The 21,943-nt window shown below is 60.9% G+C and carries 27 protein-coding genes; 9 read left to right on the forward strand and 18 right to left on the reverse strand.

Annotated features, from left to right (window positions below; genetic code table 11):
* Positions 1–44: 44 nt before the first annotated feature.
* The 7 genes from BLW69_RS03655 to BLW69_RS03685 form a co-directional block, all read right to left on the reverse strand.
* A complete protein-coding gene (locus BLW69_RS03655; protein WP_244508734.1) occupies positions 45–1,136 on the reverse strand; it encodes a PAS domain-containing sensor histidine kinase in 1,092 nt (363 codons plus the stop codon).
* A 41-nt stretch (positions 1,137–1,177) separates the two neighbouring features.
* Positions 1,178–1,549, reverse strand: coding sequence for a response regulator (locus BLW69_RS03660; protein ID WP_092659984.1), 372 nt, complete (start codon positions 1,547–1,549; stop codon positions 1,178–1,180).
* Positions 1,549–2,922, reverse strand: coding sequence for a PAS domain-containing sensor histidine kinase (locus BLW69_RS03665; protein WP_162759530.1), 1,374 nt, complete (start codon positions 2,920–2,922; stop codon positions 1,549–1,551). The genes BLW69_RS03660 and BLW69_RS03665 overlap by 1 nt, the downstream gene beginning before the upstream one ends.
* Before the next feature lie 270 nt (positions 2,923–3,192).
* The gene (locus BLW69_RS03670) at positions 3,193–3,594 is read right to left on the reverse strand and encodes a DUF2177 family protein (RefSeq protein WP_092659988.1); all 402 of its coding nucleotides are present in this window, start codon (positions 3,592–3,594) and stop codon (positions 3,193–3,195) included.
* Between the two features lie 111 nt (positions 3,595–3,705).
* Positions 3,706–4,230 carry a GXWXG domain-containing protein gene (locus BLW69_RS03675; RefSeq protein WP_062582513.1) on the reverse strand — a complete coding sequence of 175 codons (525 nt, stop codon included), beginning with the start codon at positions 4,228–4,230 and terminating at the stop codon, positions 3,706–3,708.
* A 15-nt stretch (positions 4,231–4,245) separates the two neighbouring features.
* Positions 4,246–4,428: a hypothetical protein gene (locus BLW69_RS03680; RefSeq protein WP_062582515.1), complete on the reverse strand. Its 183-nt coding sequence runs from the start codon at positions 4,426–4,428 to the stop codon at positions 4,246–4,248.
* Positions 4,429–4,545: 117 nt separating this feature from the next.
* On the reverse strand, positions 4,546–5,706 hold the full coding sequence (locus BLW69_RS03685) for a flavin-containing monooxygenase (RefSeq protein ID WP_092659990.1): 1,161 nt from the start codon (positions 5,704–5,706) through the stop codon (positions 4,546–4,548).
* A gap of 142 nt (positions 5,707–5,848) precedes the next feature.
* On the opposite strand from BLW69_RS03685, the gene BLW69_RS03690 reads away from it, so the two are divergent.
* Positions 5,849–6,889 carry a phosphatidylglycerol lysyltransferase domain-containing protein gene (locus BLW69_RS03690; RefSeq protein WP_062455036.1) on the forward strand — a complete coding sequence of 347 codons (1,041 nt, stop codon included), beginning with the start codon at positions 5,849–5,851 and terminating at the stop codon, positions 6,887–6,889.
* Positions 6,890–6,958: 69 nt separating this feature from the next.
* Here the strand turns inward: BLW69_RS03690 and BLW69_RS03695 are convergent, their stop codons facing one another.
* The gene (locus tag BLW69_RS03695) at positions 6,959–7,705 is read right to left on the reverse strand and encodes a formate/nitrite transporter family protein (RefSeq protein WP_092659991.1); all 747 of its coding nucleotides are present in this window, start codon (positions 7,703–7,705) and stop codon (positions 6,959–6,961) included.
* A 113-nt stretch (positions 7,706–7,818) separates the two neighbouring features.
* Positions 7,819–8,280: a MarR family winged helix-turn-helix transcriptional regulator gene (locus BLW69_RS03700; protein WP_092659993.1), complete on the reverse strand. Its 462-nt coding sequence runs from the start codon at positions 8,278–8,280 to the stop codon at positions 7,819–7,821.
* A gap of 127 nt (positions 8,281–8,407) precedes the next feature.
* Here BLW69_RS03700 and BLW69_RS03705 point away from each other — a divergent pair, with 127 nt between their 5' ends.
* The 3 genes from BLW69_RS03705 (at position 8,408) to BLW69_RS03715 (ending at position 10,693) form a co-directional block, all read left to right on the forward strand.
* Complete coding sequence (locus BLW69_RS03705; protein WP_062582523.1) at positions 8,408–8,839, forward strand: organic hydroperoxide resistance protein; 432 nt, start codon at positions 8,408–8,410, stop codon at positions 8,837–8,839.
* 262 nt (positions 8,840–9,101) lie between these two features.
* Positions 9,102–10,154 (forward strand): alpha/beta hydrolase, encoded by a 1,053-nt coding sequence (locus BLW69_RS03710; RefSeq protein ID WP_210184899.1) that lies wholly within the window; start codon positions 9,102–9,104, stop codon positions 10,152–10,154.
* 11 nt (positions 10,155–10,165) lie between these two features.
* A complete protein-coding gene (locus BLW69_RS03715; RefSeq protein WP_062455045.1) occupies positions 10,166–10,693 on the forward strand; it encodes a DUF4142 domain-containing protein in 528 nt (175 codons plus the stop codon).
* Between the two features lie 121 nt (positions 10,694–10,814).
* Here BLW69_RS03715 and BLW69_RS03720 read toward each other — a convergent pair whose 3' ends face one another.
* Together BLW69_RS03720 and BLW69_RS03725 are read right to left on the reverse strand one after the other, a co-directional pair.
* Entirely contained in the window at positions 10,815–12,197 is a 1,383-nt protein-coding gene (locus BLW69_RS03720; protein WP_092659995.1) for a sensor histidine kinase, read from the reverse strand.
* Entirely contained in the window at positions 12,194–12,856 is a 663-nt protein-coding gene (locus tag BLW69_RS03725; protein ID WP_062455050.1) for a response regulator transcription factor, read from the reverse strand. The genes BLW69_RS03720 and BLW69_RS03725 overlap by 4 nt, the downstream gene beginning before the upstream one ends.
* Before the next feature lie 136 nt (positions 12,857–12,992).
* Here BLW69_RS03725 and BLW69_RS03730 point away from each other — a divergent pair, with 136 nt between their 5' ends.
* From BLW69_RS03730 to BLW69_RS03740, 3 genes are all read left to right on the forward strand, one after another.
* Positions 12,993–13,571: a hypothetical protein gene (locus tag BLW69_RS03730; protein ID WP_175487238.1), complete on the forward strand. Its 579-nt coding sequence runs from the start codon at positions 12,993–12,995 to the stop codon at positions 13,569–13,571.
* Positions 13,572–13,728: 157 nt separating this feature from the next.
* Entirely contained in the window at positions 13,729–14,988 is a 1,260-nt protein-coding gene (locus BLW69_RS03735) for an MFS transporter (RefSeq protein WP_092659997.1), read from the forward strand.
* 20 nt (positions 14,989–15,008) lie between these two features.
* Positions 15,009–16,265 carry an arsenic transporter gene (locus BLW69_RS03740; protein WP_092659999.1) on the forward strand — a complete coding sequence of 419 codons (1,257 nt, stop codon included), beginning with the start codon at positions 15,009–15,011 and terminating at the stop codon, positions 16,263–16,265.
* A gap of 29 nt (positions 16,266–16,294) precedes the next feature.
* On the opposite strand, the gene BLW69_RS03745 is transcribed toward BLW69_RS03740, so the two are convergent.
* Positions 16,295–17,179, reverse strand: a complete 885-nt coding sequence (locus tag BLW69_RS03745; protein ID WP_092660001.1) for an SDR family oxidoreductase — start codon at positions 17,177–17,179, stop codon at positions 16,295–16,297.
* A 98-nt stretch (positions 17,180–17,277) separates the two neighbouring features.
* Between BLW69_RS03745 and BLW69_RS03750 the strand changes: the two genes are divergently transcribed.
* The gene (locus tag BLW69_RS03750) at positions 17,278–18,117 is read left to right on the forward strand and encodes a helix-turn-helix transcriptional regulator (RefSeq protein WP_092660003.1); all 840 of its coding nucleotides are present in this window, start codon (positions 17,278–17,280) and stop codon (positions 18,115–18,117) included.
* Between the two features lie 10 nt (positions 18,118–18,127).
* On the opposite strand, the gene BLW69_RS03755 is transcribed toward BLW69_RS03750, so the two are convergent.
* Entirely contained in the window at positions 18,128–18,844 is a 717-nt protein-coding gene (locus tag BLW69_RS03755; RefSeq protein ID WP_209901673.1) for an SDR family oxidoreductase, read from the reverse strand.
* 82 nt (positions 18,845–18,926) lie between these two features.
* Complete coding sequence (locus tag BLW69_RS03760) at positions 18,927–19,145, reverse strand: hypothetical protein (protein WP_062455061.1); 219 nt, start codon at positions 19,143–19,145, stop codon at positions 18,927–18,929.
* A gap of 217 nt (positions 19,146–19,362) precedes the next feature.
* Between BLW69_RS03760 and BLW69_RS03765 the strand changes: the two genes are divergently transcribed.
* The gene (locus BLW69_RS03765) at positions 19,363–19,845 is read left to right on the forward strand and encodes a pyridoxamine 5'-phosphate oxidase family protein (RefSeq protein ID WP_062455064.1); all 483 of its coding nucleotides are present in this window, start codon (positions 19,363–19,365) and stop codon (positions 19,843–19,845) included.
* A 63-nt stretch (positions 19,846–19,908) separates the two neighbouring features.
* Here BLW69_RS03765 and BLW69_RS03770 read toward each other — a convergent pair whose 3' ends face one another.
* The 4 genes from BLW69_RS03770 to BLW69_RS03785 form a co-directional block, all read right to left on the reverse strand.
* On the reverse strand, positions 19,909–20,151 hold the full coding sequence (locus tag BLW69_RS03770; RefSeq protein ID WP_092661021.1) for a hypothetical protein: 243 nt from the start codon (positions 20,149–20,151) through the stop codon (positions 19,909–19,911).
* Positions 20,152–20,156: 5 nt separating this feature from the next.
* Entirely contained in the window at positions 20,157–20,738 is a 582-nt protein-coding gene (locus BLW69_RS03775) for a 2'-5' RNA ligase family protein (protein ID WP_092660007.1), read from the reverse strand.
* 70 nt (positions 20,739–20,808) lie between these two features.
* Positions 20,809–21,126, reverse strand: coding sequence for a hypothetical protein (locus tag BLW69_RS03780; protein ID WP_092660009.1), 318 nt, complete (start codon positions 21,124–21,126; stop codon positions 20,809–20,811).
* Positions 21,127–21,154: 28 nt separating this feature from the next.
* Positions 21,155–21,904, reverse strand: coding sequence for a DNA polymerase III subunit epsilon (locus BLW69_RS03785; RefSeq protein WP_092660011.1), 750 nt, complete (start codon positions 21,902–21,904; stop codon positions 21,155–21,157).
* Between the last annotated feature and the right edge of the window lie 39 nt (positions 21,905–21,943).

Below are 21,943 nucleotides of genomic sequence, written 5' to 3' on the forward strand. Positions count from 1 at the left end.
CGCTGCCAAATCCCGTCTGCCAAATCCCGTCTGTCGAAGCCCCGTCAGACCAGGGCGGCAGCGTTCTCCCGGGCGCTGTTCAGGCGCCCGGTCTGGATCTTGCCATGAAGCTCGAACCGCACGCCGTCGAAGTTGTAGAGGGTCTTGCCTTCGCCTTCAAAATACGCGGGCACGATCTTGTTGGTCAGCCGTGATCCAAATCCCGTCCTGGCCGGAGCCATTACGGGTGGGCCCCCGGTTTCCTGCCAGACCAGATGGAACGTCCCATCCGCAGTGACTTCCCACGAAATCCCGATCCGCCCGGTCTCTGTGGATAAAGCGCCGTATTTCACGGCGTTTGTGGCAAGTTCGTAGACCGCGAGCGAGAGTCCGATCGCCTGCTGCGATGCCACGTAGAGGTCCGGTCCGGAGATCACCGCACGATCGGACCGATCGAGATGCGCTGTAAGGGCTGCCTCGACGATCCCCCGGACGGGGGTGTTGTCGGCAGAATCGTGCAGAAGTTCCTGCGCGCTCCCAAGCGCGGCGATCCGGTCCGAGACGGTGGCCCTTGCCTGGTCGAGGCTGCTTGCCTGACGCAGCGTCGAGGAAACGACCGCAGCTGTTACCGCAAGCGTATTCTTGACGCGGTGAACGAGCTCGCGCTGCAATGCGCGCTGGTTCCTGCGGGAGAGCACTCCCGGCGTTGCGTCGAGGGCGATGTTGATCATGCCCTTGATCTCGCCCTTCTCGTAGAGCGGGCTGTAGGAAAAGGTCCAGAAGGTCTCTTCGTCGTATCCGTTGCGCCGCATCGTCAGAGGAAGTTCCTCGGCCCAGGTTCCGTCGCCCGACAGCGCCTGGTTGACGAAAGGCTCGATATCCGGCCAGATTTCCGACCAGACCTGTTTGGCAGGCTGACCGAGCGCGCCGGCTTCCCTTGCGCCCAGAAGCGGTGCGTAGGCATCGTTATAGAGGATGTTGAGTTGCTCACCCCAGAACACGCAGATCGCATGCTTTTGGCCCAGCATCATTTCGATGACAGAGGTCAGCGCTTCGGGCCATGACGAAATCGGTCCCAGCGATGTTGGCGACCAGTCGTATTCGGCCGTCAGCCTCGCCATGCGGCCGGTGCCAATATTGGACAGAGGTCTTGTCATCTCGTGGTTCTTTCGCGGTGGGCGATCTCGATGTACCTCATTCAGATCGTTGAAGATAATCCCAATTCGAAGAGCGCGACGCTGAGCTGGCGTTCCGAGATCGGTTTCGACAGGAAGCGTGCTCCCTGCGGCAAACTACCCTGATCGGGCGAGAAACGTCCAGAGATGACGATGATTCTGCATTCCGGCCACCGCGAAGCCGTCAGGTTTGCGAGTTTGATGCCGTTCATCGATCCCGGCATGTCGATATCCGTCAGCATCGCCTTGACCGGAATGCCGGCCTCCAGAAGCGCAAGCGCCTGATCGGCATTGGCGGCTTCGACCACATCGAAGCCGCTTTCGCTGAGGACGTCCGCCAGATCCATGCGGATCAGGCCGTCGTCTTCGACCACGAGGATGGGATGATGTTTCATCAATGTTCCTGCTGGAAACCCTGGAGGTCTGCGTCAATTCGGAAGGTGAGACCTGAAGGCTGGAATGTGAAGGCGACGGTACTGTCTGCGGTCCCGTTAAGCCCGGCATTGATCAGACGCAAACCGGAACCGGGGCCTTCGGGTTGTTGCACCGGCGGCCCGCCTGTCTCGGTCCAGATGAGTTCAAAACGATCCGATTTCGGGCCGGCGATCTTCCACTGGATATTGACCCGCCCGTCCGGAAGCGAAAGGGCTCCGTATTTGACCGCATTCGTCGCCAGCTCGTGCAGGATCAACGAGAGAGAGAGGGAAGGGCGCGAGCCGACCTTGATATTCGTGCCTGTAACGGTGATGCGGGGATTTGCAGGGTCGTCGTGAAGGGACGTCATCTTGTCGACGAGCTGCGTGACAGTCGAGGCGCCCATGCCGCCCAGCAGAATGGTATCGTGGGCGGCGCTGAGGACGGCGATCCGGTCCGAAAGGCGGACGCGGGCGCTGGCGAGGTCTGTCGAATTTCTAAGCGTCTGCGATGCGATCGCCTGCACCATTGCAAGCTGGTTTTTCAGGCGGTGCCCCAGTTCATGCGACAGCTGTGCCTGTTTTTCCTCCTCCGCTCGAAGCTCCGTGACATCGATTGCCTGAACGAGAATGCCGATGACCTTGCCGTCGTCCTCCACCATGGGCTGATAGGCGAGATCGATGACCCGGTCCTGTTTTTCGCCGGCGGTTCCTCTGTTCAGTTCGATCCGAAGGTTTTTCGCAACGAAGGGTTCGCCCGTCTGGTAAACTCTGTCGAGGATGTCGATGTAACCCTGGCGGACCACTTCCGACACGGCCTCGGCGACCGTCTTGCCGATGATGTCGCGGCCGCTGCCGATCATCGAGTAGTAGACTTCGTTGGCGTATTCAAAGACGTGATTGGGTCCGGTCAGCATGGCGATACCGCCGGGGCTGAGCTCGAAGACCTGCTCGAAGCGCTCCCGCAGGGTCCGTTCGGCGTTTCGTGCCGCCACGGTCGATGTCTGCTCGGTGCAGGCACAGAACATTCCCAGCACCGTTCCCCAGGGGTCTCGGACCGGCGTGTAGGAAAAGGCGAAATGTGTTTCTTCAGGAACGCCGTTGCGATGCATGACGAACTCGATATCGTCCATCGACGTACCCTGTCCGGCATAGGCTGCAGAAATGATCGGCTCCACCTGATCCCAGATGTCGTGCCACAGTTCGCCGAAGGGTTTTCCAAATGCGGTTGGGTGCCGCTTGCCGCACATTTCGGCGTAGCCGTCGTTGTAGAGCGTGGTCTGTGAAGGGCCCCACACGATCAGCATCGGTTGCAGCGACCCGAGCATGACGTTCACCAGAGTCCGCAACTCCACGGCCCAGCTATCCTTCGGGCCGATATCTGAGGATTCCCAGTCATATACGTCGAATAGATTTCGACACTCTGGATTGGTTTCCAGCGTCAATTCCTTACCGTCCTTCATCAGCGCGCGCACAGGAACGCGGTTACCGGTCGTTTGTTCCAGGTGCTAGAAGAGTCTTCTACGGCCGCTCATAAATCATAACTTTCCCCTGCTTCCAATGGCTGGGAAGCAGGGAGCAACGACGGAGCTGCTTCGTACGGGGGCGGACTGAGCGGATCAAGCTCAGCTCATGGAGCGGGCGGCGATGTAACCGCAGGCGCTGGCGATGCCCGTCAGGACTGTTCCCCAGATCATGTCGATGACGACAAGCGAAGCCGGCCAGTTTTTCAAAGTCGAGAGATTGGTGATGTCATAGGTGCCGTAGGCGGCCAGACCGAGCAATGCGCCACATCCGATCGCAACCCACAAGGACCCTCCATCGAGACCCGGTTTTACCGCCAGGATGACGATCGCAACCGCGAAGAAGAGGTAGAAGATCGCAGCGATCCCGAGATTGGGAGAGGGAAGCATGAGGTCGCCGAGTTTTTCCCGGTACATCTTGCCGGCAACAAGGCCGAGCCACACAGCGTCGATTGCGAGAAAGGAAACAAGAGTGGCCACATAGGCAATGGCGAGAGATTTCATGAGGCGTTCCACATCAGGGTTGAAGTGCAGAGATAACCCTGTGTTGTTCACCTTGTTCCGCCCGACCAATGTGGTTGTGATCGCAGGCGGGGAGGACCGTTTGCGCAGCGGTCAATCGACGACTTTCTCGAGACGGAAATAATACCGGCGTGGGTCGCCTTCGACGATCATCTTGCCCGCGATCTCTGTATCGGAGATCCGCCGGAACATGTCGGTAATCGGTTGCTGGTCGTAGACCATCGCGGCAGTCAACACGTCGCGATCCATCCTGTTTTCCAGGGATGCGGTGGTGGATTTTGCGCGCACGCGCGGGCGTATGTGGGAAAAGAGGTTCACCGCGCTCGAGGTGCGGCCGAACCTTGCAAGCCGGATCGCCCACCGGATGGGAAACACTTTCGGGTCGACTGCAACCAGCCTGCCCGGTGCGCCCTCAAACAGCAGCGCATCAGCCCGCCCGTCCGGATGGAAGCGCTTTCCGAACCAGCGCAGGTTTTCAAGGACGCCATCGAGCGGATGGCCGGACGGGTGGCCGCGGCCTCTCCACAGGCCGACCATGTCCTGAGGCCTGACCGGCTCAAGGGACGCGAACCACTCGGCGCTTTCATCCTGCAATGCCTGCGCTGGGCTTTTTGTCATTATGTTCGCGGGTCCTCAGCCGCCGCCCGGCGAAACGCTCTCGTCATCCGTATCCGGCAACGAGCCCGTACCAGGCGTCTTGCTCTCATCCATCAATTCAGGCTTGGCGTGCGGACCGGCGGCAGGGCTATCCGATGTCGCCGGCGCTTTCTTGCCAGTTTCTTCGACGGCTTCCTGAGCGTTCTTGTTATCGTCCATGATGTCTCCCATTCGGCTGCTACAAGACTGTAGAGGCTCAGTCAGGAATGGGTGGGCACGGCAAAATGTTCCATGGGGGCCGTTGTCCGCCGCATCACCGGTTGGCAAAACTCTGTGTCAACGGCCTGAGCGCGCGTCCGTGTCCAAGCGCGATCGCATCGCGGCGGCCATCTCGACTGCTTCTTCTCTGGCATTGTGAAAATAGCTGATAAGGCCCGGCGTCATACCGATGAACCAGAGGCCTGGAATATCAGGGCCGCTCGGGGATGGGACGTGACCGTTCTCGATGGCCAGCTCGCCAAGAAGCGATTGATGGTGCGCGCCGTAACCGGTCGCGTAGATGATCACATCCGGGGCTGTCACCACGCCATTCTTGTGCAGAACGGTGCCGGCTTGCGTGAATTCGACAACTTCGCCGACAACCTTGATGCGGCCTTCACGTACGGCCTTGATAGCGCCGTCATCCACCGGGATCGCCACATGATCGCGGGCAAGCCGCGTTGCGGCCTTGTGCGATGATCTGGGAAACCCGAGCTTGGTCAGATCCCCGAAGGCCATGCGTTCCGTCAGCGAGATCGCGATATCGACCAAAGGCGTGGGAAGACGTGCCAGCCATGGCGAGAATTTATGGACGGCCACGCCGAACAAACGCTTGGGAAGGACCGATGAACCGGTGCGAACGGAAAACCAGCAGTCGGCCAGATCGACCTTCGCCAGGTGATTGGCAATGTCGAACCCCGAATTGCCGGCGCCGACGATCAGCACCCGCTTTCCCCGGTACTGCTTCGCATCCCCGAAGTCGCAAGCGTGTATGCTTTGTCCGCCGAAGTTTTCCGCACCCTTGAACAGAGGTTGCCACGGATCGCCATCGCGTCCTGTGGCGACCACGACGTTGCGGCACAAAACCGGACCGGCGGATGTTGCAAGATGGAAGACGCCGTCGCGTCTGCTCAACGCCTCAACCGAAACGCCGTGTTCAATATCAAGGGCGTTGTCACGGGCAAACTGCGCCAGATGCTCGGCCACCACGTCGCGTTTTGGAAAAGCCGAGGTTCCGCTCGGGTATTGCAGCCCCGGCATGTGGGAAATGTCGCGATGCGTGTTGAGAGAGAGCTGCGGATGGCGCTTGCGCCAGGTCGATCCGACCTGCTCTTCACGGGCAATGATTCGGGCGCGGATGCCGCGCCTTCCCAGCTCATAGGCGGCGGTCATTCCAGAAAGCCCGGCACCAATGACCACGACATCTTCGATTTGGAGAGGCTCAGCGGGCAGATTCATGGCCAGACAATGCTGAAAAACATGCGCTGCTGCAACACCCAATCCTGAAACAGCGGGGAGATGCCCTCCCAGTTTAGAATATCTCTATGTACCGTAAGACGCGCATGCCAAAAGTACGGACATCGACTTTGAGGAAAATCGTATGGCAGGCCTCCGCGGGTATATCGACTCGGTTCTTGACCGTGGCCTTCCGAATCTCGCGTCCGCTCAGTTGTCAGATGAACGCAGGATGGAGCTTTGCCGGCAACACGGCGACTTCTCGCTGGCGTATTCGACGGCGGTTCAGAAGAACCTCAGCCACTTCGGCGACGACAAGGGATATATCGCCTACGCGACGAAGATGGGGCACATGTTTGCCTTGGGCGATCCTGTCGCCGACAAGGCCGATCGTGCCCGGTACGTGTCTGATTTCGTCGCAGCGGCCGAACGTCCCTGTTTCGTGCAGATCGGCCGGCAGACGGCAGAGACACTGTCTCGGCTCGGCTACCGGATCAATCAGATGGGCGTCGATACCCATCTCGTGCTCAACGAGCATTCGTTTGCCGGAAAGAAGAACGAGACGGTCCGCTATTCGGAGCGGTGGCTGCTGAAGAACGGTTACCGGATTGTCGAGTGTGACGGCAGTCTCGCCAGGCCCGACCAGATCAAGGCCGTTTCCGAAGAATGGCGCGCTGGCCGCATCGTCCGTCGGCGGGAAATGTGTTTCCTGAACAGGCCGTTCAAAGCCGAGCTGTCGGCGCATATGCGCCGGTTCCTGATCCTCGATCCGCAAGGCGAAACCATCGCCGTGCTCGATTTCGATCCGATTTTCGATGCGGGGCAGGTGACGGGATACACGTCCACGTTCAAGCGGAAGAAGACGGGGACGACCCCGCATGCCGAGATCGGTCTGACGAAGTTTGCGACGGACCGCTTCAGGGAAGAGGGCAGGTCGCTGGTGACGCTTGGGCTTTCGCCCCTTGCGGCGATCACGACAAGCGGGTTTGCGGAAAGCGCATTCTGGCGCGGCAGGTTCGAATATGCCTACAAGTCGCCGGCCATCAACAAGAGGATCTTCAACCTGCAGGGACAGGCGGCATTCAAGCGCCGGTTCCATGGCGCCGAAGAGCCGACCTACATCGCCTTCAAGCGTCGCAGCCCTCTGGAAATGCTTGCTCTTTTGAGACTGCTCAAGACGCTCTGAGCCGAGGTCACTTCTTAGCCGGCTTTCCGTAAGCCGCAGAATAGGCGAGGGCCACGAAGGCTCCGCCGATCACATTCCCGATCGTTGCCGGCAGCAAGTTGCCGAAGATGTCGCTGATGCCCAAAGCGCCGTCGAGGGTTCAAGCATGCCCTGGACGAGAGTGGCATAGGTCAGCAGATACATGTTGGCGATGGAGTGCTCGAAGCCTGCCGCGACGAACGCTGCGACCGGCAGAAGCAGACCGAAAATCTTCTGCGTGACCGTCTGGCCCGCATAGGCCAGCCAGACACCGAGACAGACAAGCGTGTTGGCAAGGATGCCGCTTGCAAGCGTCGTTGCGAACCCCTTGGCAGTCTTCGTTTCAGCAAGCTCGAATGCCGCGCGACCGACCGCTCCGTCGCCGGCCTCATGCAAGCCGGCGAAAACCGCGACGACAGCGAGCGCAATCGAACCGGCGAAATTGGCCAGATAGACAGTCGTCAACGCCCCCGCCGCCCGTCCAGCGGGGATCCGTCCGGCAACCACCGGACCGATCATCAGTGTGTTGCCGGTAAACAATTCCGCGCCGGCGATCATCACCAGTGCGAGGCCAAGCGAAAACACCGTGCCGGCGAGGATCTGCGCGACGCCGAAGGGAAGGCTGTCGGCGCCAGCCAGTGCCACCGTCGCAAACAGTCCACCGAAGCCGATGTAAATGCCGGCAAGCATGCCGAGAATGATCATCTTACTGAGGGGAAGGCCGGCTTTGTCCTCGCAGGCAGAAAAGACCGTCTCGCAAAGGTCGGGCGGTGGCGGCAGTGAATTGGTGTCCGACATGACATCCTCCTGTCGATCGTGTCCGGCGAGGACGTAAATGAGACAGACGACGGATCCGGGAAGGGCACGATCCCGTGAGCCTGTTTTGAGGAGGGTGTCGTGGGACTGCGTCCTTAGAGGTCCGACGTGGTTCCACTCAGTTTCGCGCTGAGAGCGTTTATGGTCGCCAAGGTCGCGTTGACTTGAGGCTGATCCATGCCGACGGCATCAACGATGCACTTCGTCACGGCGTCCGACTTCTCCTGCAGGGCGCGGCCTTTTTCCGTCAGGTAGATATCGACGCGGCGCTCGTCGTCGTCCCTGCGCATCTTTGTCACGAGACCCATCAGCGAAAGCCGCTTGATCAATGGCGTGGTCGTGCCGGAATCGACGCCGAGCCTTTGCGAGATCTCGCCCACGGAAAGGCTGCCCTCGCTCCACAGAAGCTTCATCGTGAGAAACTGCGGATAGGTCAGCCCCGTCGGCGCCAGCGCAGTCCGGTAGACCCGGTTGAAGGCCTGTTCGGCTCTATAGACGGCGAAGCACAGCATTTGGTCGAGTTCAACCGATGCCGGTTTTTCAGGGATATCTGTCATTCGCGCAATCTATATTGTGCGCAAGGTAATTGCAAGCAATTGACAGGCGCTGCAGAGCGCGATATCAATGGCGCGCAATTGAGTTGCGAATTAAGAAAATTCATCCGCCCCAGCCCAGGAGAAGACTATGTCTGTCGACGCGAAGTACAAGACCAGCGCAACTGCATCCGGCGGTGGCCGTGACGGCAAGACGGCGCTTTCCGACGGGACGCTAGAACTGCAGCTGGTCGTGCCGAAGGAACTCGGTGGCCCCGGTGGTGATGGCGCCAATCCGGAGAAGCTGTTTGCGCTTGGATATTCGGCCTGCTTCCTCGGCGCCCTGCGCGTCGGCGCTACGCAGCTGAAGACCAAGGTTCCGGATGGTTCGACCGTTGATGCAACCGTCGGCATCGGCCCGCGCTCGGAAGGTGGCTTTGGCATCACCGCTGCCCTGGATGTTTATCTGCCGGGTATGTCGGAAGCCGACGCACAGAAGCTCGTCGAAGTCACCCACGACATCTGCCCGTATTCCAACGCGATCAAGGCAAGCGTCGACGTCGATTTTACGATCCGCACCTGATCGAAAACGGAAGTCGTTCGATTGGGAACATCCGATGGATGGCTCTGGAATAACGCCGCCCACCAGTAATTCTATCTGACAACTATCGCAGGCGGCCGGCAACGGTCGCCTGTAGGTTTTGGCCGCAACTCGCCGTCGCTGCACCCGGCAAGCGGTGTCCGCCGAAAATCAGCATCTGTAGATTAGCATCTGAAAAAACAGCATTATCTGGAACATAAGGCCCTCGTCCCGGTTAGCTAGCCATCTAAACCGGAGACCCAACATGAAGTCCTCAATGTTTGCGAAAGCACTTCCTCTCGCACTGGTAATGGCCGCCCCGCTTGCCGCCCCGTCGTTTGCGCAGGAGATGGCAAAACCCACCACAGATATGCAGGCCGTGCTCGACAAGCTTGGTGCGCTAGACGCCAAGCCGTTCTCGAGCTTGAGCGTTCCGGAAGCCCGCACACAGGCAAGCCCTGCCGATGCTGCGAAGGCTGTCCAGTGGGAAAAGCGCCTGTCGTCCAATCCCGAAGCGCAGGTGACCACCAAGGACATCACCATTCCGACGGCTGAAGGCGGTATCGCCGCGCGCGTCTACATGCCGGCCGGCAAGGGTCCGTTCCCCGTCGTCGTCTACTATCACGGCGGTGGCTGGGTGGTTGCCGACATCAACGTCTATGACGGCGCACCGCGTGCCCTTTCGCTCGGCGCCAAAGCCATCGTCGTCTCAGTCGAGTACCGTCATGCGCCGGAGCACAAGTTCCCGGCTGCTCATAACGATGCCTGGACGGCCTATAAGTGGGTTGTCGAGAACATTCACGACATGAACGGCAACTCCGACAAGATCGCGGTTGCGGGCGAAAGCGCCGGCGGCAACCTGGCGGCCAACGTCGCTCTGATGGCCAAGGAGATGAAGGCGAAGCAGCCGGTTCACCAGCTTCTCGTCTACCCGGTCGCCGGCAACGACATGGAAACGGCGTCCTACAAGGAAAACGCCAATGCCAAGCCGCTCGGCAAGGCGGATATGGAATGGTTCGTGAAGAACACGGTCACGTCCATGGATGAGACCAAGGACCCGCGCATCAACCTCAACGGTCGCTCGGACCTTGCAGGAGTTGCTCCGGCAACCGTGATCCTCGCGCAGATCGATCCGCTGCGGTCCGACGGTGAAACCTATGCGTCCAAGCTCAAGGACGCCGGCGTTGCGGTAAATACCAAGACCTATAACGGCGTGACACACGAGTTCTTCGGCATGGGCAAGGTGGTTCCGGAAGCCAAGCAGGCACTGGATCTCGCCGTCGCCGATCTCACCGCAGCCTTCGACAAAGCCAAGTAAGGAGAGCCCCTATGAACAAGATGATTTCAGCCTCGCTCGTATCGCTCTCGCTTCTGATGTCCTCGGCAAGCTTTGCGGCACAGCCCGCCAGCGCCGACAAAGCCGCTGCCGCGTTCAACGTCGACAAGGCTTCCTTCGTCAAAGCCGTCACCAGCTCCAACGCCTTCGAGATCGAGTCGAGCAAGCTCGCCGAACAAAAGGCCAAGGATGCCGACGTGAAGAAGTTCGCGTCAGAGATGATCAAGGATCATACGATGGCGGGCGAAGAACTCAAAAAGGCGGCCAAGCTTGGAGACGAGGCACCAGTTATGTCGCCAAAGCACGCGGCCATGCTTGAAATGCTGAAGGGTGCTTCTGACCAGGACTTCGAGCCGCTGTATATCGACATGCAGGCAACAGCGCATATGGAAGCGGTCAGCTTGTTTGCGACCTATGCCAAGGGCGGTGACGATGCAGCGGTCAAGGAGTTCGCGGCCAAAACTCTGCCGAAGCTTGAAATGCACAAAATGCACGTGACGAAGCTCGTCGCGGCTCACTGAAGCGGGCAGCATCTGGAGCCTGCGTCCCAGCAGGCCGGGTGAATGTCGAGACGTTTAAAACAATGGCCGCTCCGGAAACGGGGCGGCCATTGTTGTTCCAGGGGTCGGGGGAGAGGACGATTCAGGCTGGAACGGTTGACGTCCCGACAGCCGCTTTCGGCAATGTGATGGTTTGGCGCAATCCCTTACCGTCTTGATTGCGAAGCGCAATTTTTCCGCCATAGAGCCGTGCGAGTTCGTTGGCGATCGTCAGGCCGAACCCATCTCCAGCGACCGTCTCATCCATCCGCACACCCGGCAGAAATGCCTTCTCGATCGTATCGTCGGAGATGCCGGGGCCATCGTCTTCGAGCGTGATGACGATTGAGCGTCCGTCCGTGCGGGCATCGATCGCGACAAGGCTGCCAGCCCATTTGAACGCGTTGTCGAGGAGATTGCCGACGATCTCGTCGAAATCCTCGGCCGCACAGGCAATCGAAATTTGCGGCTCGATCGTGCATTGCACCGAGATGCCCCGGTCAGCGTGGATGCGCGACATGACAAGCACGAGATCGTCTATGCGGGGGTTCACCTGCGTTGCAGAAACGGTGCCGCTGGAGGCGGTCTTGCGGGCACGGGCGAGATGGTGGCGGATGCGCTGGTCGATCCTGTCGACCAGATCGCGCATCTCGCTAGTGGGATCGTTGGCGCCGTTCAAGGCTAATTGCAGGCTTGCAACGGGGGTCTTCAGGCCGTGCGCGAGGTTTGCGAAATGCAGGCGTGTTTCGGCGAGCCTCTCGGCATTCTTGTCCACGAGGCGGTTGATCTCGCGGGATGCGGGCTGCAACTCCTCGACGTCCTGATCCGGCAACCGCGGCAGCCCGCCTGCGGAAATGGATGCGATGTCTGACGTCAGTTGTCTCAGCGGTCGAAGCCCGTAGCGGACCTGCAGCAGGATGCCGCCGACGAGAACGCCACCCAAAAGAAGCATCGCAGGAACCAGCCACAGCAATGCCCGCCGGGCGGGTGCGCTCAGGGAAGATTGCGGCGCCGATGCAATGATCTCGACCGTCCGATCTCCGACCATTGTTTCCAGCGTGCGCAGATACAGTGTCTCGTCGCGGAAGGCGACACGATCAGCCGGTTGTGGCTTGGGCCTCTCCGCGTGGCGCCAGTCGAAAGGGCGAGGCGGGCTTTCCAGGGTTTCCTCGGCCAGCGAGCGGGAGGTTATGCGGTTCCTATCGTCGGACACCTGCCAGTACCATCCCGAGTGGGGGCGATCGAATGGCGGGCCGTCGAGGTCTGCAGAGAGGACGACGTCGCCGGCACTGTCGGTGGTCAGTGCATTTCGCAATCCCTCGATCTGGGTGTCGAGGCGCTGATCGATCTGCTCTCGCACCACGCCCGCCACGATCAGGTAGAGAATGACGGATGCGACGATCACTGTCGCCGTTACGAAGATGATGGAAAAGCCGGCGAGCCGCCGGGCGATCGACGCCTGGCCGGATAGGTTGAGCCCGGTCATGGCGCTGCCGTCAGCATGTAGCCGCGGCCGCGAACGGTTTCGATCAGTTCCGCGCCGATCTTGCGGCGCAGTCGCGCGACGATCACCTCTATCGAATTGGAATCGACCTCGGCATCGCCTTCATAGACGCGCTCGATCAGCTCGCGCCGATCGACGATGACGTCCTTGCGCAGGATCAGGCAAGAGAGCACGCGCCATTCCAGCGCGGTCAGCTTCAGCGACAGGCCATTGAACTGGAACGTGCCGAGCTGGGCGTCGAACTCCAACGGTCCGCATAGGATTTTCGAGGACGCATGGCCGGTCGCGCGCCGGACGAGGGCGCGCATGCGCAGTACTAGTTCCTCGATCTTGAACGGCTTGGTGAGGAAATCGTCGGCGCCCGCCTTGAAGCTCTCGACCTTGTCCGGCCATCCGTCGCGGGCCGTCAGGATCAGGACGGGGAGGGTGCGCCCCGCGGCCCGCCACGATTTCAGAACCGAAACGCCATCAATCTTCGGTAGGCCCAGATCGAGAATGGCAACGTCGTAGAGTTCGGTCAGGCCTGCGTGCTCGGCATCCTCGCCGTTCTTTGCAATGTCCACGACAAAACTTTCGGCCCGCAGGCTGGCTGCGATGCGTTTGGAAAGATCGGTGTCGTCTTCGACCAGAAGTACGCGCATGTGCAACCCGTTTGCCGTGGTGGAGAGACGCTGTCCTATGGCGGCAAGGCTTAACTCAAACTGAACCACAAGGTTCAGGCTGTTATCGGTCGTCGGCTGATAAATCTCTCCTGGCATACAAAAACAGGAGAAGACCATGTCAATTTCGGACAACAACACGACCGTCGATCAGAAGGATGGTTCGGCCGACAAGCCGCATGCACCCAAGCCCCCGCACAAGACCGGCAACCGGCGTATGGCAACCTTCGGCGTCACGGCCTTGGCGATCCTTGCCATCGGGGCCGCGGCCGGAGCCGGCGCAATGAAGCTGACCGGGCCGAGCGTCGAGCTTGCGCCCATGAACCCGGTCGCCATCTCCGCCGTCAAGGAGGACAGCCTGGTGACGGTTAAGGGGACGGTAGCCGAGGTATTCGGCAACAAGTTCGTCGTTCAGGACGACAGCGGACGGGCACTGGTTGAAACCGGGCCATCGGGTGACGACGGCAAGCTTGTCGATCTCAACGAAGCCGTCAGTGTCCAGGGTCGCTTCGACAACGGCTTCCTGCACGCGACCTATATCGTTCGCCAGGACGGCAGCATGGAAGCGCTCGGCCCGGCCGGCGGCCCTCCGCGTCACGGACCAGCTGGTGGCCCTCCGCCTCATGGCCCGGCCGGCGGCCCTCCGTATGACGGTCCGCGCGGTGATATGCCGACACCCCCTGCGCCAAAAGGGTAAAGCCCTGGTTGCAAAACCTGGTGGCGGAGCCCCGACGGCAGGGTTGTAACGGGAAAGCGTTGCCCGATCTTCTTTCGGGCACGCTGGAACCCCGCGTCCGCCACCGGCGTTGGACGCCACAATTTTCAAGCATGTAGCATGATGAAGCGAGGCTGGCATGCGATCCACCCTACAGACAGGCCTGACTGATCGATCCCTGGTGGCACTTGCCGTCCTCAACTTCTTTCTCGCCGACGCCCGCGACGGGCTTGGACCGTTTCTCGACGGGTTTCTCGCTACCCACGGGTGGTCGCCGATGACGCTCGGCTTCATCGCCACGCTTGGCGGTGTACTCGGAATGATCGCCACGCCGCTGTTTGGGGCGTGGGTGGATGCCTCCAAGCGTAAACGCACGCTCATCATCATCCCGGTGATCCTGGTGACGGCGGCAGCCTTGTGGACGCTTGCCAGCCCCGGAAACGCATCGGTGTTCGGCGGTCAGTCGGCAACCGCCATCGTTGGCGCCGTCGTCGGTCCGGCGCTGATGGGGCTGACGCTTGGCCTCGTCGGCGAAAAGGCGTTTTCCCGTCAGGTGTCGCGAAACGAATTCTGGAACCATCTCGGCAACGTCGTCTCGCTCGCCGGCATCTATTTAGCGACGGTCTACTTCGGCGTCAGCGGTGTCATCGGATTGATGATCGTCACGGCGGTCGCCGCCATTCTGGCAGCGCTTGCGATCGACCCGGAGCGGATCAATCACAACGCGGCGCGCGGTCTTGCGCATGACGATGGAGCGCCGGGTCCCTCCGGCTATTCCGTCCTCGTGGGCAGCAAGGGGCTGATCCTGCTCGCCGTGACGCTGATGATCTTCCACTTCGGCAACGCGCCGATCAGCCGCCTCATTGCCCAAGACTTCTCGATCCATCTCGGGACGCCGTTCCAGACGACGGCGGTGACGACAGGCGTGTCGCAGCTGTCGATGATCGTGATGGCTTTAGCGGCGCCTTTCCTGATCCGGCGGTTCGGGCTGGCGACGGTCTTCCTCATCGCGCTGCTTGCATTGCCGATCCGCGGTGCGATTGCGGGCTCCTTCAGCAATTTCGCTGTAATCTATCCGGTGCAGATCCTCGATGGAGTTGGCGCAGGCCTGATCGGTATCGCGACCCCGATTGCTGCGGAACGGATCCTTGCGGGAACCGGTCGTTTCAATGTCGGACTGGCTGCGGTCATGACCGTTCAGGGCATCGGCGCATCGCTGAGCAATGTCGTGGCCGGCTGGCTGACGGATGTCGGTGGCTACGGCCTTGCCTACTGGGTGCATGGCGGTGTCGCAGCGCTGGCCGTCGCTGCCTTTCTCGCCGGGCGCAAGAGCATTGCCCCTTCCCAAAAAGGTGCGAACAAGGCAGGAGACGATCGCCAGATCCATGTCGCACCATAATCGTTTCGGTTGGACCATCCATGAACGCATTGACCATGACCTGGAGCATCGCCGGCTTGACAGCGCTCGGCGTCATTACCCGGCCGTTTGCCTGGCCGGAAGCGATATGGGCCGTGCTCGGCGCATCGCTCCTTTTGATGTTCGGCCTGATCGCCCCCTGGGATGCCTGGGCCGGTGTTGCCAAGGGGCTCGACGTCTACTTGTTCCTGATCGGCATGATGCTCTTATCGGAACTCGCGAGACGGGAAGGGCTGTTCGACTGGCTGGCATCGATTGCGACCGCCTATGCGAAAGGCTCGCCGAAGCGATTGTTCGTCCTGATCTATGGGGTCGGCATCGTCGTCACCGCGTTCCTGTCGAATGATGCGACCGCGGTCGTGCTGACGCCTGCCGTTTATGCGGCGTGCCGCACGGCAAAGGTGAAGGATCCGATACCCTATCTTCTCATCTGCGCCTTCATCGCCAATGCCGCAAGCTTCGTGCTGCCCATCTCCAACCCGGCCAATCTGGTGATCTTCGGCGGCGGAACGATGCCGCCTCTGTCGCGCTGGCTCGCCACGTTCGGTCTTCCCTCGATCGTCTCAATCGTCGTTACGTTTATCGCACTTTATTGGACGCAGCGCTCGACCATCGCGGCCGACAGCGTGTCCCCCGTGGTTGAAAGCGTGCCGCTGTCCCATAGCGCAAGGCTGACAGGGATTGCCTTGTGCGCGACGGCGGTCCTGCTGCTCGGCGCGTCGGCGCTGCATTTCGATCTCGGGTTGCCCACCTTTGTGGCTGGCTGCATCGCGACGGCGGCTGTTCTCGCGATCACGCGGCAGAGCCCTGTCGAAACGCTGAAGGGCGTGTCCTGGAGCGTGCTGCCGCTCGTCGCCGGCCTGTTCGTCGTGGTCGAAGCCCTGAACCGGACGGGCCTGATCGATGCATTGGCGCATCAGCTGACCCAGAATGCCTCGCTTTATCCCGCCCAGACGGCAGCGTTCGCCGGCACGGTTGTGGCGCTCGGCTCCAATCTCGTCAACAATCTGCCGGCCGGCCTTGTTGCCGGAAGCGCCGTGGAGCTGGCGCAGGTGTCCGACAAGATTGCCGGCGCGGTGCTGATCGGCGTCGATCTCGGCCCCAACCTCTCGGTCACGGGGTCGCTCGCGACCATTCTGTGGCTGACGGCGCTGAAGCGCGAAGGGTTGCACATCGGCGCCCTGAGCTTTCTCAAGCTGGGCGCCGTCGTCATGCTTCCGGCGCTCGCCCTGTCGCTTGCAGTCCTCCTCATCCAGTGAGGCGCTGGCGCACTTTGCTCGCTAGCCCATCAATAGACCATCGCATCGAGGTCGGAGATCAGCGTTGGGCCGGTCGGGTGCCAGTCGAGCTTTGCTTGTGTCTTTGCGCTCGATGCCCTCATGTCCAGACCGACGAACCGTGCCATCGCGCCAAAATGCTCCGAAGCCTCGTCGGCTGAGATGGAAACAACAGGGACATCCAAGCCGCGACCCAACGCTTCGGCGATAAGGCGCATCTCCACGCCCTCTTGGCCGACCGCGTGATAGCGCGCACCGGGTGCCGCTTTCTCGATAGCAAGGCGGTAGAGGCGCGCAACATCGTTAAGGTGACCGGCCGACCAGCGGTTCGTTCCGTCCCCCACGTAAGCTGAAACGCCTTTTGCTCTGGCAATGTCGAGGAGCGGCGAGATGAGGCCCTGCTTGAACGTGTTGTGGACCTGCGGCAGACGGAGCACGGAGACGTTGATCCCTCCGTCCAGAAGCCGGTTTCCAGCGCGCTCAGAAGCAATGCGCGGGTTTGGGTGATCCGTATCGAAGACGTCTTCGACAGCGAGCTCGCCTTTGCCGCGCGCGCCCATCGCGATGCTCGAGGTGATCAGCAGCGGGCGTTCGGAACCGGCAAGGGCTGATCCCAGCGCTTCGATGACCCGCCGGTCCTGTTCGCAATTCTCGGTGAACCGTTCGAAGTTGTGGTCGAACGCCGTATGGATGACAGCGTCTGCATTCCGGGCGCCGCGTTCTATGCTTTCGAGGTCTTCGAGCGTCGCCAGATGTGGCTCGACCCCTGATGCGATCAGCTTTTCGGCGCCTGCCTGCGAGCGGGTCATGCCGATGACTTCGTGGCCCGCGTCGAGAAGTTCAGGAACCAGCGCCGAGCCGATGAAGCCCGTGGCACCGGTGAGAAATACACGCATTGTCATTCTCCAGTTGCTTTGACACCGGGACTATCTGCGCTCTTGTTATTCCGTTAAAGTAGTGACCGTATCAGGGTATAATTGCTAACAGGGTATCGATGCCGGACATCACGCCGAATTCATTGGCAGCGTTTCTGAAAGACCGCCGCACGAGGCTCGACCCTGGTGCCTTCGGGTTTTCGGGAAGACGGCGGACGCCGGGGCTTCGCCGGGAGGAGGTTGCTCAACGCGCCAATATCAGCCCGACTTGGTACACGTGGCTCGAGCAGGGCCGCGGCGGCGCGCCCTCGGCTGACGTCCTGAACCGGATCGCTTCCGGGTTGATGCTGACGGAGCCGGAACGCGAACACCTTTTCATGCTCGGTCTCGGACGGCCGCCGGAGGTTCGCTACAAGTCCACGGAGGGAATTACGCCCAGGCTCCAGCGTTTGCTGGATACGCTCGATGCGAGCCCCGCTTTCGTCAAGACCGCGACATGGGACGTGGTGGCGTGGAATGCGGCGGCGGCCGTGGTTCTGACCGACTACGGGAAACTGCCCGAAGGCCAGCGAAACCTCCTGCGACAGATTTTCTCGAGCCCGTCGCTCCGCGCCAAGCAACATGACTGGGAAGGGCTCGCCCGGTTTGTCGTCGGCGCCTTTCGCGCCGATGCCGCACGGGCCGGTGCGATGTCGGAGGTTTCGGATCTCGTCGACGAGCTCTCGAAGTCCAGTCCGGAATTTGCGGCATTCTGGGGTGAAAACGACGTAAGGCTTCAAAGCGATGGCCTGAAGCGGATCGAACATCCGGATCTCGGCACGGTCGAGCTGGAATATTCCGCATTCTCCGTCGACGGTCGGCCGGATCTCGGCATGATGGTCTACAACCCGGTCGATCCGGCAATGGCCGCGAAGATCCGGCAGCGCGTTGCCGACCGCGCGGCATCAGCTAAACCCTAACCGCTCTATCTTACCAGGGAATACTGCTTCCATCATAGGCGACGAAAGAGCCGGAATTCTCCGGGGCGAGGCTGTTCAGCGTTGAGAGGATCGACGCTGCCGCCTGTTCCGGGCTGACCGTGTTGTGACCGCGTGAATAGGGGTCTGATAGACCCGTGCGAACCGTCCCCGGATGAATGGCGGTGATGACCGCTGCCGGATGGGTGCGGCCATATTCGATTGAAACGGTGCGGACAATCTGGTTGAGCGCCGCCTTGGCGGATCTGTAGGACACCCAGCCGCCGAGCCTGTTGTCGCCGATCGATCCGACACGGGCCGACAGGAATGCGGCGATCGAGCGGGTTTCGCGATCAAACAGTGGGAGAAAGTGTTTTGCCACAAGCGCCGGTCCCACGGCGTTGGTGCGGAACTGGGCCATCATCGTTTCGGGATCGAGCTGCCGCAGAGACTTTTCCGGGCCGCGGCCATCGGTCGTCAGGATGCCGGTGGCGCAAATGAGGAGGTGGATCGGCTTTGCCGAGATCGAGCCTGCAGCGTCCGCCACGCTCGTCTCGTCGGCGAAGTCCAGACCGTCGCGGCTGCGGGAAAAGGCGATCAGTTCGCCTAGATGCGGCTCGTTTTGCAGACACTCGCAGATCGCGGAACCGATACCGCCGCTTGCCCCGATCACTGCCGCCCGGAACCCGTTCGGCAGCGATGCGAGAAGACTGGTTTCAGTGCCGGCCATGTCTGACATATCCGAGATACGCGCGTGTAGGTCGCTTCTTCATCGCACTATGCCCGAACTCCACGGTATTGGGTAGGCGTCGTTAGTCGGAGTTGATGGTCGGAAGATGCGTCTCGACTTCGCGCAGGCGCGCGGCTTCGAGCGGTTCGATCTGCGTCTTCCAGAACTCGTCTGCCTCGGCCGGTTCGTCATCCCACTTGCGGACGTCGGCGATGTTGTCATCGAGCTTCGCGCGGCGTGTGCCGCCGAGTTCGAGATACTTCATCGCGAGTTTCTTGGTCGAGGTTTCCTGATCGGTCATGAACCGGTTCCTTCCCGTTGCGTCAATCGTGTGCCAAGTCGCCTCGACCCCGCTCAAGCGCTGTCGCAAGCGCTCGTAAGATCGGACCTTGAGTTAGATTAACGGCGCCCCGGTCATCCTGTTCCTGCCGCTGCACGTTTCCGGTGCAAGATATCGGCGGGTCTGGAACAGAAGCCAAGCTCGCCAGTTGACCCGCGTCATCAAAAGGAGAAATCGCATGGCTCACATCGAAGACGAACACGAGAAGGTCTGGGACCTTGCGGAGAAGATCGGATTTTGCATGCTCACGACCCAGTCGGGTACGGATCTGCGGGCACGGCCGATGGCCGCCTATGCGGAACGCCTTGAGAATGCGTTCTACTTTCTAACGGATGTGGCAAGCCACAAGGACGAGGAAATCGCGCGCTACCCGAACGTTTGCCTGGCGTTTGCCGATTCCAAGGGCCAGAAATACGTGTCCATTTCGGCGACGGCAGAAGTACAGAACGATCGCGAGAAGATCCGCGACCTCTGGGCGACACCGGCAAAGGCCTGGTGGGACAGCCCCGAGGATCCTTCGATTCGCGTCCTGAAGATCACGCCGTCAGCAGCGGAATACTGGGATAGCCCTGGCACAGTCATCAGCTACATCAAGATGGCGGCAGCCGCCGTTTCCAGTTCGAAGCCCGACATGGGCGACAATGCCAAGGTTCAGATGTAACCTTCATGGCGGACGGGCAACCGTCCGCCATTCTTCTGCGGCCCGCGAAGACGGGCTGGCGTCTCAGTTGAAATCGCCGATCGTTCCGGTTTCAAAGATAATCGCCGGTTCGCCTTCCTCGCCGATAGCTGGCGATGCCTCGCGCTTCCAGACTACCACGCCGGCATGTCGATCGCCGAGTTTGCGGGCCTCATCGATCGCAGTCGTCTCGTCTTGTGCTTCCCTTACCGCAAACGCCGGAACGGTCTGCCCTCTCTCATCGAGATCGAAGGCGAGGACGAAGATAGATTTGAACGCTCCGGGCATCAGTTTCATTCCTTGATATGGCTTTGGACGCGGGCACGCTCTCTTTGATCGCGACCGGAAACAACGGCGTCTCGATCTTCCGCAAATATCGCGGAGGTTTCATGCTGCCAGGGTCCATCGAGGTATTTCCACAGATCAACACCTGTAATCTCGATTGTGTATGGCTGAAACTCCGCACGAAGCTCCTGATACAGCCGGTCGGCCCGGTCCTTCGATACCTTGTTCTGGATCGTGATATGCGGTTGCCATTTCTGCATGTCCTGCGGGCCGAGCCATGGAAGGAAGGCCTCCTTCAACCGGGCTCGCACATCCTGCAGCGCGGCACTGTCGATCGTGAAGGCGACGCCCGCACCGAGATGGCGGACGCCGCTGACCTCGGCTTTGATCGATGACCCTGCCTCAGTGACCTGTCTGAGATGCTCGACGATCCCGTCGGTATATTCGCCCGGCAACCGATGAAACATCGTCAGATGCGCATCGAGAAAATTCCGGTCGGGCGGGAAATGGGTTTTCCGCAACAGATCGAAAGGTGCTTTGTCCGCTTGCGCGATACGGGCTGTCAGGATCAGCGGTTGAAGCGTCTTCACGGCGATGAACCTTCGGGCCAGGTTGCGAACGGGTCTTCGAAGCCGAGATCTGGGATGCGGGCCCTCAATATCAATCCTTCAGTTGCGCGAACCAGTCGGCATAGGGCGTGTTCTTGGCCATATGCCGGTTGAGATCCGGCTCGCCGTCATCCCACCAGACAGGGCCGCGTTCGCCAAGCTGAACCTTGGCATCGTCGACCCGCCGGCGCGCTTCGGCCATCGCGTCGGGTTTGCCTTTCGCATCGCGGACGGCCCGGCGTGCCGACATCAGGTCCGAGACCAGCTCCTGACGCGTCTCGGCGTCCAGTGCCGGGTTGCTTCGACGCCAGAGCCTGCCGCGGACGACGAAGTATTTGCCGTCGGGTGTATCCGGATACGTCTCGCTCATCGTCCAACCCCGGTTTTCGCCATACCGATTACAGGAGCGTTCCCTGCGGAGGGTCAACGACGGGCGGCTGTGGTTGTTCACCGCGGCGCGTCAATTCGGCGCGGGCGGTGAAGCGGATATCGATATCCCGGTCTTCCGCGAGGTCCCGAAGCGCATCTTCGCTGATCCGGTCCCAGGGCTTGCCGCGATCCGCGCCTGATGGCACGCGCGGCAGCAGACCCGGCTCGCTGCTCCAGGCCAGGAGGTCTTCGAGCGATGCCTCGTTGAGGAGGTCGCGGAGGTGGTGCGCCGTGACATAGGCGTCAGGCATGGCACGATGCGCCGGCAGGCCGATCTCGTGGACCAGACCTTCTGGCATACGCAGGTAGCGCAGCATCTGGTTGGAGAACCGCGGCAGTTCGGGCCAGACCCGCAGGCTGCATTTCCAGGTGCAGATCCAGGGCAGGCCACCCGTCAGCCGCGGTGTACAGTATCGCTGTTCGAAGGCTGCGCGATGGGCGGCAAGCGCTTCGATCCGGTGCGGGGGACGCAGGACAGTCGGTGCGATATCTTTCCAGAACGGCGCGTCGGCGACATGGCTGTCAAGGATGTGATGGATCGCGATCGTGTCGGGCGACATCGGACGGCCGGGATTGACCAGAAGTGCACCGCGGTCCTCGTCGACCTGCCATCTTCCGTCTGCCCCTTGGGTGACATCCTGCCAGCCGATCTCGCAGACGTCGTTCGGTCCGTTGCCGCCGGTCTCGAGGTCGATGACGCGGATGGTGGGATTGCTCATGTCGAAGTCCTTGTCGACGCTTATTGGCCGCGCTCTTTG

It is taken from the genome of Rhizobium sp. NFR12 (assembly GCF_900108545.1).
In the GTDB taxonomy this organism is placed as follows: domain Bacteria; phylum Pseudomonadota; class Alphaproteobacteria; order Rhizobiales; family Rhizobiaceae; genus Neorhizobium; species Neorhizobium soli.

Bases quoted from the DNA above. Each gene is read 5' to 3' on its own strand.
- BLW69_RS03655 (WP_244508734.1), bottom strand. From the start codon at position 1,136: ATGACAAGACCTCTGTCCAATATTGGCACCGGCCGCATGGCGAGGCTG.
- BLW69_RS03660 (WP_092659984.1), bottom strand. From the start codon at position 1,549: ATGAAACATCATCCCATCCTCGTGGTCGAAGACGACGGCCTGATCCGC.
- BLW69_RS03670 (WP_092659988.1), bottom strand. From the start codon at position 3,594: ATGAAATCTCTCGCCATTGCCTATGTGGCCACTCTTGTTTCCTTTCTC.
- BLW69_RS03675 (WP_062582513.1), bottom strand. From the start codon at position 4,230: ATGACAAAAAGCCCAGCGCAGGCATTGCAGGATGAAAGCGCCGAGTGG.
- BLW69_RS03680 (WP_062582515.1), bottom strand. From the start codon at position 4,428: ATGGACGATAACAAGAACGCTCAGGAAGCCGTCGAAGAAACTGGCAAG.
- BLW69_RS03685 (WP_092659990.1), bottom strand. From the start codon at position 5,706: ATGAATCTGCCCGCTGAGCCTCTCCAAATCGAAGATGTCGTGGTCATT.
- BLW69_RS03690 (WP_062455036.1), top strand. From the start codon at position 5,849: ATGGCAGGCCTCCGCGGGTATATCGACTCGGTTCTTGACCGTGGCCTT.
- BLW69_RS03695 (WP_092659991.1), bottom strand. From the start codon at position 7,705: ATGTCGGACACCAATTCACTGCCGCCACCGCCCGACCTTTGCGAGACG.
- BLW69_RS03700 (WP_092659993.1), bottom strand. From the start codon at position 8,280: ATGACAGATATCCCTGAAAAACCGGCATCGGTTGAACTCGACCAAATG.
- BLW69_RS03705 (WP_062582523.1), top strand. From the start codon at position 8,408: ATGTCTGTCGACGCGAAGTACAAGACCAGCGCAACTGCATCCGGCGGT.
- BLW69_RS03710 (WP_210184899.1), top strand. From the start codon at position 9,102: ATGAAGTCCTCAATGTTTGCGAAAGCACTTCCTCTCGCACTGGTAATG.
- BLW69_RS03715 (WP_062455045.1), top strand. From the start codon at position 10,166: ATGAACAAGATGATTTCAGCCTCGCTCGTATCGCTCTCGCTTCTGATG.
- BLW69_RS03720 (WP_092659995.1), bottom strand. From the start codon at position 12,197: ATGACCGGGCTCAACCTATCCGGCCAGGCGTCGATCGCCCGGCGGCTC.
- BLW69_RS03725 (WP_062455050.1), bottom strand. From the start codon at position 12,856: ATGCGCGTACTTCTGGTCGAAGACGACACCGATCTTTCCAAACGCATC.
- BLW69_RS03730 (WP_175487238.1), top strand. From the start codon at position 12,993: ATGTCAATTTCGGACAACAACACGACCGTCGATCAGAAGGATGGTTCG.
- BLW69_RS03735 (WP_092659997.1), top strand. From the start codon at position 13,729: ATGCGATCCACCCTACAGACAGGCCTGACTGATCGATCCCTGGTGGCA.
- BLW69_RS03740 (WP_092659999.1), top strand. From the start codon at position 15,009: ATGAACGCATTGACCATGACCTGGAGCATCGCCGGCTTGACAGCGCTC.
- BLW69_RS03745 (WP_092660001.1), bottom strand. From the start codon at position 17,179: ATGCGTGTATTTCTCACCGGTGCCACGGGCTTCATCGGCTCGGCGCTG.
- BLW69_RS03750 (WP_092660003.1), top strand. From the start codon at position 17,278: ATGCCGGACATCACGCCGAATTCATTGGCAGCGTTTCTGAAAGACCGC.
- BLW69_RS03755 (WP_209901673.1), bottom strand. From the start codon at position 18,844: ATGGCCGGCACTGAAACCAGTCTTCTCGCATCGCTGCCGAACGGGTTC.
- BLW69_RS03760 (WP_062455061.1), bottom strand. From the start codon at position 19,145: ATGACCGATCAGGAAACCTCGACCAAGAAACTCGCGATGAAGTATCTC.
- BLW69_RS03765 (WP_062455064.1), top strand. From the start codon at position 19,363: ATGGCTCACATCGAAGACGAACACGAGAAGGTCTGGGACCTTGCGGAG.
- BLW69_RS03770 (WP_092661021.1), bottom strand. From the start codon at position 20,151: ATGCCCGGAGCGTTCAAATCTATCTTCGTCCTCGCCTTCGATCTCGAT.
- BLW69_RS03780 (WP_092660009.1), bottom strand. From the start codon at position 21,126: ATGAGCGAGACGTATCCGGATACACCCGACGGCAAATACTTCGTCGTC.
- BLW69_RS03785 (WP_092660011.1), bottom strand. From the start codon at position 21,904: ATGAGCAATCCCACCATCCGCGTCATCGACCTCGAGACCGGCGGCAAC.